Raw genomic sequence first — 9,046 nt, forward strand, 5'->3', positions numbered from 1 at the left:
CAGCATCACAGATGGCCATGAGCACCACTGTCTACGGTTTGAAGAACTGCGATACCTGCAAGAAGGCGACCAAGTGGCTGGACCGCTTCGGCGTGCCTTACACCTTCGTCGATTACCGCGAGAACAAGCCGAGCCCGGAAACACTGCTGGCGTGGGCTGGGCAGCTGGGGGGCCTGGCCGCGATGGTGAACAAGTCGTCAACCACCTGGCGGCAGTTGCCGGACAACCGCAAGGCCGCCGACTCCGAGGCCGAATGGAAGCTGCTGCTGCGTGAATACCCGCAGCTGATCAAGCGTCCGCTGGTGGTCACGGCCGATGGCACGGTCAGCCAGGGCTTCAGCGACAACGGTTTCAAGGCCCGCTTCGGCGTGGGTGACGCATGAGTGCGGTCCTCGACCTGACCTGCGAACTGATCGCACGACCCTCGGTGACGCCGGATGATGCTGGCTGCCAGACACTGCTGGCGGCACGCCTGAAGCAGGCCGGGTTCCAGTGCGATCACCTGCGCCTGGGCGAGGTCGACAACCTGTGGGCGACCCATGGCCAGGGCGCGCCGGTGCTGGTGCTGCTGGGCCATACCGACGTGGTGCCGACGGGCCCGCGCGAGGCCTGGGCCAGCGACCCGTTCACGCCGCAGATCCGTGACGGCGTGCTGTACGGCCGTGGCGCCGCCGACATGAAGGGCAGCGTGGCGGCGTTCGTGGTCGCCGCCGAGCAGTTCGTCGCCGCACATCCCGATCACCCTGGCACGCTGGCGGTACTGCTGACCAGCGACGAGGAAGGCGATGCCATCGATGGTGTGCGTCACGTTGCACGGCTGTTCGCCGAGCGCGGCCAACGCATCGACTGGTGCATTACCGGTGAACCGTCGTCGACCGCGATCCTGGGTGACCTGCTGCGCGTGGGGCGTCGTGGCAGCCTGTCGGCCAAGCTGCGCGTGCAGGGCGTACAGGGCCACGTGGCGTACCCGGATAAGGCGCGCAACCCGATTCACCAGGCTGCTCCGGCCCTGGCCGAACTGAGCGCGCGGCGCTGGGATGACGGCTACGAGAGTTTCCCGCCGACCAGCCTGCAGGTCTCCAACATCCATGCCGGCACCGGTGCCAACAACGTGATTCCCGGCGAGCTGGAGGTGGATTTCAACATCCGCTACAACCCGCACTGGGATGCACCGAAGCTGGAGGCGGAGATCACCGCATTGCTGGACCGCCATGGCCTGCAGTACACGCTGAAGTGGCACCGCAGCGGCGAGCCGTTCTACACCCCGGAAGGCACGCTGCGCGCCACCGCGCGTGCGGTGCTGGCCGAGCACATCGGCCGTGCGCCGGAAGAAAGCACCGGCGGCGGCACGTCAGATGCACGCTTCATCGCGCCACTGGGTGCGCAGTGCATCGAAGTGGGGCCGGTCAACGCCAGCATCCACCAGGTGGATGAGAACGTACGCGTGGACGATCTGGAAGCGTTGCCGGGGCTGTACCAGCGCCTGGTGGAACGGCTGCTGGTGGGAACCCCATGACGGAATGAATCCCGCGAGGGTGGGTGCCGACCGTTGGTCGGCACGCCTCCCGCCGGGGCCGCTTCTCTACTCGGAAAAGATGAAGAACGGCGGCTCGACCGCTTTCTTCCAGTAACTTGGCGCGGCCATGTAGAAGTGATGCGCCTCGGCTCTGGCGAACCAGCGCGCCGCCGCGTCGGTGTCTTTCTCCACACCCGGCGCACTGCGGCCCAGCAGCAGACCGGCGAAGTACTGGCCGAACACATTGCCCTTCTCACCGGCGCGCTGGTACAGCTGCAGCGCACGCGCCGGATCGCGCGGCAGTCCCATGCCTTTCTCCAGCAGCGCGCCCAGGTCGACCTGCGCTTCGGCGTCGCCGTGCTCGGCACGACGCTGGATCTGCGCCACCAGCGGATGCACGGTGTCACCCTGTGCGGCCACCGCATCCGGCAGTCGCGACGACGAACTCGGGTAGCGCTCGTAGATCATTCCGCGCAGGTCCCAGCGCAGCGCCTGCTGCGCGTCGCCTCGCTGGCGGTAGGCCTTGGCGAGCCCGTAGAACGCATAGGGATTGCCGTGGTTGGCAGCCGCCAGATAGGCGCGTTCGCCACGTCGCCAGGACGCGCGCAGGACAGGTGCAGGGTTGATGTGGGGGCTGTCGGCATGCTGCAGCCTGCCGGAGATCCAGATCCGGCCCAGTGCTTCTTCCGCTTTGGTGTTGTGGAAGGTCCAGGGCGTGATCGCGGCAGCACGCTCGTAGTAGGTAACGGCGCGCGGATCGTTGAAACGTTCGAAGGTCTGCGCGGTGTCCCAGGCTCCGTCGAAGCTGCCGTCGGTGCCGCGTTGCTCCAGTGCCTGCTGCTGCGCCAGCGGCAGCGTGGAGGGCGGAGGCAGGGTCTGGCAGGCGGCCAGGCCCAGGCAGAGCAGGGCGGCCAGCGCCGCGTTGCGTCCAGTGCGGTGTTGCATTTCCATTACACGTTTCACGGCGGGCCATTATGCGCGCCGGGGAGTGGTTGCCAACGCAACGGTTGCGCCGTGCCGGAAACCGGGGTAGGGTCGATGCCATGTCGATCCGCCTGGCCACCGCCGTCAATAACAACAACCGCAATAATCTGCGCGCGAATAATCGTGCGCGGCCGATGCGGGACTGCGCCCTGGGTAGATAGACAGCAACACACGCCCGGACACCAGAAAACCCGCATCAGCCGATGCGGGTTTTTTTGTGCCCGGGCGCAGCCCCACCCGGGCCTGGATGGCCGGTCGAACACCCTCCCACCCGTGAAATCCCCCAACAGGAGCTCTCCCATGTGTTCGATCTTCGGAATCTTCGGCCTGCAGGCCGGTGACGATCTTCCCGCCCTGCGCCGCCATGCGCTGGAACTGTCGCAGCGCCAGCGCCACCGTGGCCCGGACTGGAGCGGCGTGTACCTCGACGAAGGTGCGCTGCTGGTCCATGAGCGGCTGGCCATCGTCGACCCGGCCGGTGGTTCGCAGCCGCTGCTGTCGGCCGATGGCCAGCTGGCGCTCGCGGTGAACGGCGAGATCTACAACCACCAGGCATTGAAGGCGGCGCTGACCACCGCCTACGACTTCCAGACCGGCTCGGACTGCGAGGTGATCAACGCGCTGTATCGCCAGGGCAGTTCGCCGGCGCAGTGGCTGGAACAGCTCAACGGCATCTTCGCCTTCGCGCTGTGGGACCGCGACAGCGGGCGCGTGCTGGTGGCGCGTGACCCGGTGGGCGTGGTGCCGCTGTACTGGGGCCACGATGCCCAGGGGCGCCTGCGGGTGGCCTCGGAAATGAAGGCGCTGGTCGATACCTGTGCCGACGTCGCACAGTTCCCGCCGGGTCACTACTTCGACAGTGCCAGCGGTGAGCTGGTGCGCTATTACCAGCAGCCGTGGCGCGACTACGCCGACGTGCAGGGCCGCCAGGCCGACCTGGCCGAACTGCGCCAGGCCTTCGAGCATGCGGTGGAGCGCCAGCTGATGAGCGACGTGCCGTATGGGGTGCTGCTGTCCGGTGGCCTGGACTCGTCGCTGGTGGCGGCGGTGGCCGCGCGCTATGCGCGCCGCCGCATCGAGGATGGCGGGCAGACCGAAGCCTGGTGGCCGCGCCTGCATTCGTTCGCGATCGGCTTGAAGGGCTCGCCCGATCTGGCGGCCGCGGCGATCGCTGCCGAGGCACTCGGCACCGTGCATCACGGCTTCGAATACACCTTCGAGGAAGGCCTCGACGCACTGCCGGAAGTGATCCGCCACATCGAAACCTACGACGTCACCACCATCCGCGCCTCGACGCCGATGTTCCTGCTGGCACGGCGGATCAAGGCGATGGGCGTGAAAATGGTGCTGTCCGGCGAGGGAAGCGATGAGATTTTTGGTGGCTACCTGTACTTCCACAAGGCGCCGGATGCACGTGAATTCCACGACGAGCTGGTGCGCAAGCTGGACGCGCTGCACAACTACGACTGCCTGCGCGCCAACAAGTCGATGATGGCCTGGGGCGTGGAGCCGCGCGTGCCGTTCCTCGATCGTGAGTTCCTTGATGTGGCGATGCGCTTCGATGCCGCGCACAAGATGGTCGGCGCCGGCTTTGGCGGGCGTCGCATCGAAAAGGCGGTGCTGCGCGAGGCGTTCGACGGCTACCTGCCGGACAGCATCCTGTGGCGGCAGAAGGAACAGTTCAGCGATGGCGTTGGCTACGGCTGGATCGACGGGCTGAAGGCGCATGCCGAAGCACAGGTGAGCGACCGTGTACTGGCGGCGGCCGACAAGCGCTTCCCGCACAACCCGCCACAGACCAAGGAGGCGTACTACTACCGCCACCTGTTCGAGCAGTTCTTCCCCAGCCGTGCGGCGGCCGAGACCGTGCCGGGCGGCAAGTCGATCGCCTGTTCGTCGCCGGCCGCCATTGCCTGGGATGCCAGCTTCGCCGCGGCGGCGGACCCCTCGGGCCGCGCGATCGCCGGGGTGCACGAACAGGCACTGGCCTAAGCCCTCAAAAAGGGGACGGAGGGGATTAAGTCGTTTGTGCCACTAACGACTTAATCCCCTCCGTCCCCTTTTTGTATGATCGCCCCCTGCGCATTGGGGAATGTTCATGGACGTACAGGCAGGCGGCGACGTGCCGCCCAGGAAATGGGGATGGCGTTATCTGGCCTGGGCCGGGGTGCCGTTGCTGGCTGGCGTACTGCTGGCGCGGTATGCCGGGCCGGCGGCGCCCGAGGCGGTTGCCCGCGCCACCGCCGCCGAAGGCAGCTGGGCGCAGCACCTTGCCTCACCGCTGGGCTTGTTCCTGCTGCAGCTGCTGGTGCTGCTGCTGGTGGCCAAGGGCGCGGGTGCGCTGCTCAAGCGCTTTGGACAACCGGCGGTGATCGGTGAGATGGCCGCTGGCCTGATGATGGGGCCGCTGGTGCTCGGCAGCCTGCTGCCGCAGCTGCATGGTGCGTTGTTCCCGGCCAGCTCGCTGGGTCCGCTGGGCATGCTCAGCCAGCTGGGCGTGCTGATGTTCCTGCTGGTAGCCGGTGCCGAGCTGGACCTGGCGGCGCTGCGTGGTCGCCGGCGCTTCGCCTTCACGGTCAGCCATGCCGGTATTGCAGTGCCGTTCGTGCTCGGCGTGGCGCTGGCGATCTGGCTGTATCCGCAGCACGGTCCGCAGGGTGTGGGCTTTACTGCATTCGCATTGTTCGTCGGCATCTCCATGAGCATCACCGCGTTCCCCGTGTTGCTGCGCATCCTTGCCGATCGTGGGATCACACAGACGCCATTGGGCCAGACCGCGATCGCCTGCGCGGCATTGGGCGATGCCACCGCCTGGTGCCTGCTGGCCTTGATCGTCGCCGCCGCCCAGGCCAGCGGCTGGTTGCCGGCCAGCCTCAACCTGCTGTGCGTGGTCGTGTTCGTGGCGCTGATGCTGGGGCTGGTGAAGCCGTGGTTTGCCCGCCAGCAGATCGCGCCGGGCCGTGAGGGACGTTGGTTGCTGGGTATCCTGCTGCTGTCACTGGCGAGTGCGCTGGTCACCGAGATGCTGGGCATCCACGCGTTGTTCGGTGCATTCGCTGCGGGCGTCGCGGTATCGTCCAACGCGCAGCTGCGCGACCTGTTGATGGCCCGCGTCGAACCGTTCGCGGTGACCCTGCTGCTGCCGTTGTTCTTCGCCATGACCGGCCTGCGCATGCGCGCCGATGCGCTGCAGGCCAGCGATATCGTGTTGTGCGTGGTGGTGATCGCTGTGGCCACGACGGGCAAGCTGCTGGGTACCTTCAGTGCCGCGCGCAGTGCGGGCATGCCCACGCGCGAAGCGTGGCGGTTGGGGGCGCTGATGAACACCCGTGGCCTGATGGAGCTGATCGTGCTCAACCTGGGCTACGAGCTGGGCCTGCTCGGCGATCGGCTGTTCGCGGTGCTGGTGATCATGGCGTTGGTGACCACGGCGATGACCGGGCCGCTACTGAACCTGATCGAGCGGCGCCGGGGCTGAGCGCTGGACGGTCGTGCCGGCCAGCGGCCGGCACGACCGCTACCGCGCCGGTACCAGCGTCATCGTGTGCTGCGCTTTGCCGGGCAGGAACGGTGTCGGCCGCCCATGCACCCAGTCTTCGTGGCCGGCGCCCCAGTACGGCGACAGCGGGTGCCCGCTCTGGCCGCCGGGCATGTGCACGATGCCGTCGGCCTCGTGGCCGGGCGAAACCACCATGCGTTCGGAGGCGCCGAAGTTCGGCGTCTGCACACGCGGCATGTCACGGTCACCGGGCAGGGGATCGGCGGGCATGCACAGCCAGCGCTTGGCGATATCCGGCAATGCACGCGCGATGGGATGGCAGAGCGCCGCGGTGTTGCGCTCTCCCCAGGTGCGCTGGGCCAGTGGGCCCTGCTTGGCCAGCTCGCTCTCGGTGCGGCGTGCGGCATCAAGCAGCAGCGCGTCCCAGCTGTCGTAGGCCGGTGGCAGCAGGTTGGCGGGGCGCTGCTGCAGCATCGGCCAGGCCACGCCTTCCAGTTGTGCCAGGCGCGGGTCCAGATAGTCATCGCCCAGCTGTGCGTTGGCCGGTGCCAGCAGTGCTTCGGACAGGGTATCCATCACCTGCGTGCGGAACGCGCGCACCACCCGGTAGCTGACCGAGCCGGCCGAGGCCCGGCCGCCCCATTGATGGCTGACCGCCTTCAAGCGCTTCAGTGCAGGGTCGTCACTGGGTTCGATGACGTCATGCAGCAACGCCCACCAGCGCTGCAGAAACACGGCGCGATCATCGAGCTGGATCGCCAGCAGGTCGTGTTCGTCGAAGCGGTCCTGGATGGCGAGCAGGTCGCGGATCTGCTGCGCACGCGCGCCGAGGTCATAGCCACCGTTGCCGACGCTGGCCAGTGCCTCGCCGTCGAGGACGCGTCCGTTGGCGGTCCACAGGCGATGGTTGGGGGGATCGATCAATGCAGGCGAGGCATCGCTGCGGATCGGCCACGGTGCGCAGTCCTGGTTGCTGGCGGCCGTGAAGCCGGCCGGCGCACAGTCGGGGCCGCGGTCAGGGCGGGCGCCGATCAGCCGCCAGGCAATGCGGCCGCTGCGGTCGCCGACCACCAGGTTCTGCGCGGGAATGCCGGCGCGGTCGGCGAAGTGCAGTGCACCGTCCAGGTCACCGGCGCGGGCCAGATCAGCGAAATCCAGGCGTACGGCGCCGGGCAGGTGTGCGACCCAGCGCAGGGCATCGCCACTGCCATCGGCATGGGTGTGCAGGATCGGCCCCCAGGCGGTTTCGCGTACCGGGAACAGCACGTCGGCCTGGCCGGCCACCGCAATGCGTTCTTCGTGCACGGTCACCGTGGCGTTGGCCGGTTCCGTGCGGTAGTCCGCCGTGTCGATGTAGCTGTTGGTGAAGCCCCAGGCGACGTGGCCGTTGCTGCCGACGATCACCGCCGGCAGGCCAGGGAGCGAGAAGCCAGTGACGTCGACCTGGCCGCCGGCGGCCTGCGGGTCCGGATAGCGCAGGCGCACCCGGAACCACAGCCCCGGCGCACGCAGGCCCAGGTGCATGTCGTCGGCGACGATGGCGCGGCCGTCCGCGGTGAGTGCGCCGGCCACCGCGAAGTTGTTGCTGCCGATGACGTCCGCCTCCTCCTGCTCGGTGCCCGGCTTTCCCTTCAATGTGCGCAGATCGAGCTGGCTGGCATCGGGCAGAATCGCATTGCCGGTGGCTTCGCCAAACAGCGGTGCATCCCATTCGGTGCCGTCGTGGGCAATCAGCGCGTACAGCGCCGGCGGCACCACCGCACGGATGCGGCTGAGGGCAAGCTCGGTCTGGTTGTTCGGGTCCTGCAGGTCGGCGTACATGGCCAGCCCGGCCAGCACGCTGTCGCTGGCCTGCCACGGTTGCGGTGACTGCCGCAGCAGCAGGTAGGCCCACGGCCGCACGGAGAGATCGGTCAGGCCTTCGTTGACGCCATCCACATAGGCGCGCACGACCGCGCCGTTGTCGCCCAGCGCGGTATCCAGATGCGCCTCGGTGCGGGCGCGCAGGCGGTGCACGCGCATGCGCTTGTCAGCTTCAATGGCCTTCGGCCCGAACAATGCCGACAGCTCGCCGGCGGCACTGCGGCGCATCAGGTCCATCTCGAAATAGCGTTCCTGCGCATGCACATGGCCGAGTGCGCGCATCGCGTCGGCCTGGCTGCCGGCAGTGATGGTTACCACCCCCAGCGCATCGCGCTCGATGGTGACCGGCTTGGCCAGGCCCGGCAGCGCATGCTCGCCGTCCAGGTCGGCCAGGCTGCCGCGCAGCAGGAGCCACAGGGCCAGTGCGGTGACCAGCACGATGGCGACCAACACACCCAGCACCCAACGCCATGTACGTCGCATCGCACGTCCTTTCCGAACTCGTGGGCCGATTGTAGCCGCAGGCGCAACTGCGACTGATTCCGATTAGATCACCGTATTTTGAAATGCGGCACCCTATGCCACATCGATTCACAGGAGCCCCCCATGAAAGGCAACCCGGACGTCATCGCCTGCCTGAAGGAACTGCTGCGCGGCGAACTCGCTGCCCGCGACCAGTACTTCATCCATTCCCGCCGCTACGAGGACCAGGGCCTGTTCGCGCTGTACGAACGCCTGAACCACGAGATGGAAGAGGAAACCCAGCACGCCGACGCGCTGCTGCGCCGCATCCTGTTCCTCGGCGGCGACCCGGACATGCGCCCGCATGCCACCGAGCCGGGCAAGACCGTGGAAGAGATGCTGCAGAAGGATCTCGACACTGAATACGCGGTTCGGAACAATCTCGCCGCCGGCATGAAGCTGTGCGAAGAGAAGGGTGACTACGTGAGCCGCGACATGCTGCTGGCGCAGCTGAAGGACACCGAGGAAGACCACGCCTGGTGGCTGGAGCAGCAGCTGGGCCTGATCAAGCGCATCGGCCTGGAGCTGTACCAGCTGAGCAAGATCGACGGCAACGGCGCTCCGGCGCACTGAGCCGGCACCCCGCTTTGGGTAGAGCCGACCGCTGGTCGGCTGCTCGTGACAAAACCGCCGACCCGGGGGCGGCGAGAACAGACGAAACC

7 protein-coding genes are annotated in these 9,046 nt (G+C 67.6%); 5 read left to right on the top strand and 2 right to left on the bottom strand.

The genetic code is table 11. The annotated features are described in order from the left end of the window. The first annotated feature begins 11 nt into the window (after window positions 1-11). Together V3B48_RS02420 and dapE are read left to right on the top strand one after the other, a co-directional pair. Window positions 12-383 carry an arsenate reductase gene (locus tag V3B48_RS02420; RefSeq protein ID WP_180838119.1) on the top strand — a complete coding sequence of 124 codons (372 nt, stop codon included), beginning with the start codon at window positions 12-14 and terminating at the stop codon, window positions 381-383. Beyond that, a complete protein-coding gene (gene dapE, locus V3B48_RS02425; protein ID WP_121503840.1) occupies window positions 380-1,516 on the top strand; it encodes a succinyl-diaminopimelate desuccinylase in 1,137 nt (378 codons plus the stop codon). Before V3B48_RS02420 ends, dapE begins: the two co-directional genes overlap by 4 nt. Window positions 1,517-1,582: 66 nt before the next feature. Here the strand turns inward: dapE and V3B48_RS02430 are convergent, their stop codons facing one another. Next, window positions 1,583-2,461 (bottom strand): tetratricopeptide repeat protein, encoded by an 879-nt coding sequence (locus V3B48_RS02430; protein WP_329893088.1) that lies wholly within the window; start codon window positions 2,459-2,461, stop codon window positions 1,583-1,585. A 339-nt stretch (window positions 2,462-2,800) separates the two neighbouring features. Between V3B48_RS02430 and asnB the strand changes: the two genes are divergently transcribed. Together asnB and V3B48_RS02440 are read left to right on the top strand one after the other, a co-directional pair. Further along, on the top strand, window positions 2,801-4,492 hold the full coding sequence (gene asnB / locus V3B48_RS02435) for an asparagine synthase B (protein ID WP_049399515.1): 1,692 nt from the start codon (window positions 2,801-2,803) through the stop codon (window positions 4,490-4,492). A gap of 100 nt (window positions 4,493-4,592) precedes the next feature. Beyond that, window positions 4,593-5,978 (top strand): cation:proton antiporter, encoded by a 1,386-nt coding sequence (locus tag V3B48_RS02440; RefSeq protein WP_329893089.1) that lies wholly within the window; start codon window positions 4,593-4,595, stop codon window positions 5,976-5,978. Between the two features lie 39 nt (window positions 5,979-6,017). On the opposite strand, the gene V3B48_RS02445 is transcribed toward V3B48_RS02440, so the two are convergent. Further along, the gene (locus tag V3B48_RS02445; protein ID WP_329893090.1) at window positions 6,018-8,345 is read right to left on the bottom strand and encodes a penicillin acylase family protein; all 2,328 of its coding nucleotides are present in this window, start codon (window positions 8,343-8,345) and stop codon (window positions 6,018-6,020) included. 123 nt (window positions 8,346-8,468) lie between these two features. Between V3B48_RS02445 and bfr the strand changes: the two genes are divergently transcribed. Further along, entirely contained in the window at window positions 8,469-8,957 is a 489-nt protein-coding gene (gene bfr / locus V3B48_RS02450) for a bacterioferritin (protein WP_004151115.1), read from the top strand. The last annotated feature ends 89 nt before the right edge of the window (window positions 8,958-9,046 follow it).

Origin of the sequence: Stenotrophomonas sp. SMYL20, from assembly GCF_036320045.1 — a bacterium.
GTDB lineage: Bacteria > Pseudomonadota > Gammaproteobacteria > Xanthomonadales > Xanthomonadaceae > Stenotrophomonas > Stenotrophomonas maltophilia_A.

Excerpts from the sequence above, each read along its gene's own strand:
- V3B48_RS02420 (WP_180838119.1), top strand. The coding sequence starts at position 12 with ATGGCCATGAGCACCACTGTCTACGGTTTGAAGAACTGCGATACCTGC.
- dapE (WP_121503840.1), top strand. The coding sequence starts at position 380 with ATGAGTGCGGTCCTCGACCTGACCTGCGAACTGATCGCACGACCCTCG.
- V3B48_RS02430 (WP_329893088.1), bottom strand. The coding sequence starts at position 2,461 with ATGCAACACCGCACTGGACGCAACGCGGCGCTGGCCGCCCTGCTCTGC.
- asnB (WP_049399515.1), top strand. The coding sequence starts at position 2,801 with ATGTGTTCGATCTTCGGAATCTTCGGCCTGCAGGCCGGTGACGATCTT.
- V3B48_RS02440 (WP_329893089.1), top strand. The coding sequence starts at position 4,593 with ATGTTCATGGACGTACAGGCAGGCGGCGACGTGCCGCCCAGGAAATGG.
- V3B48_RS02445 (WP_329893090.1), bottom strand. The coding sequence starts at position 8,345 with ATGCGACGTACATGGCGTTGGGTGCTGGGTGTGTTGGTCGCCATCGTG.
- bfr (WP_004151115.1), top strand. The coding sequence starts at position 8,469 with ATGAAAGGCAACCCGGACGTCATCGCCTGCCTGAAGGAACTGCTGCGC.